This is a genomic window from Paraburkholderia sp. SSBN10T (genome assembly GCF_056619545.1).
Map to the genome: position 1 here is coordinate 1 of NZ_JBWQQI010000065.1, position 677 is coordinate 677.

1 protein-coding gene is annotated in these 677 nt (G+C 66.8%); it reads left to right on the plus strand.

Annotation, left to right across the window (positions count from 1 at the left end; translation table 11 throughout):
- The coding region (locus AC1ECK_RS36645) for an ABC transporter permease (protein ID WP_480328189.1) at nt 1–677 on the plus strand (677 nt) is incomplete at both ends.

The following is a 677-nucleotide window of genomic DNA, read 5'->3' on the forward strand; positions in this document are numbered from 1 at the left end:
TCGTTTTTCCTGCATCTGTCGATTGCCGACTGGGTGAACGACGTCGTCCAGTCGTTCGTCACCGCGCACGGTGACAGCTTCCACAACTTCAGCATCCTGCTGCTGCGTTATCTGCTGGTGCCGCTCGAAGGCGCGCTGCGGGCCACGCCCGCCTGGCTGATCCTGCTCGCGCTCGGCGCACTCACCTGGAATGCGACGCGGCGCCTGCCGGTGGCCGCCTTCTTCGTGCTGCTGCTCTACGCGATCGGCTGCTTCGGCCTGTGGGACAAGCTGATGCAGACGCTCGCGCTGATGCTGGTGGCCACCGTGCTGTCGGTGCTGCTCGGGGTGCCGCTCGGCATCCTCACCTCGCGCAGCGCCTGGCTGCGCCGCATCCTGCTGCCGGTGCTCGACATCATGCAGACGCTGCCGAGTTTCGTGTACCTGATCCCGGTGCTGATGCTGTTCGGCCTCGGCAAGGTGCCGGCCATTCTCGCCACCATCATCTACGCGCTGCCGCCGCTGATCCGCCTGACCGATCTCGGCATCCGCCACGTGGACGCCGACGTGGTCGAGGCCGCGCGCGCCTTCGGCACCACGCGCTGGCAGTTGCTGGTGAACGTGCAGTTGCCGCTGGCGCGCCCGAGCATCATGGCCGGCATCAACCAGACGACGATGATGGCGCTGTCGATGGTGGT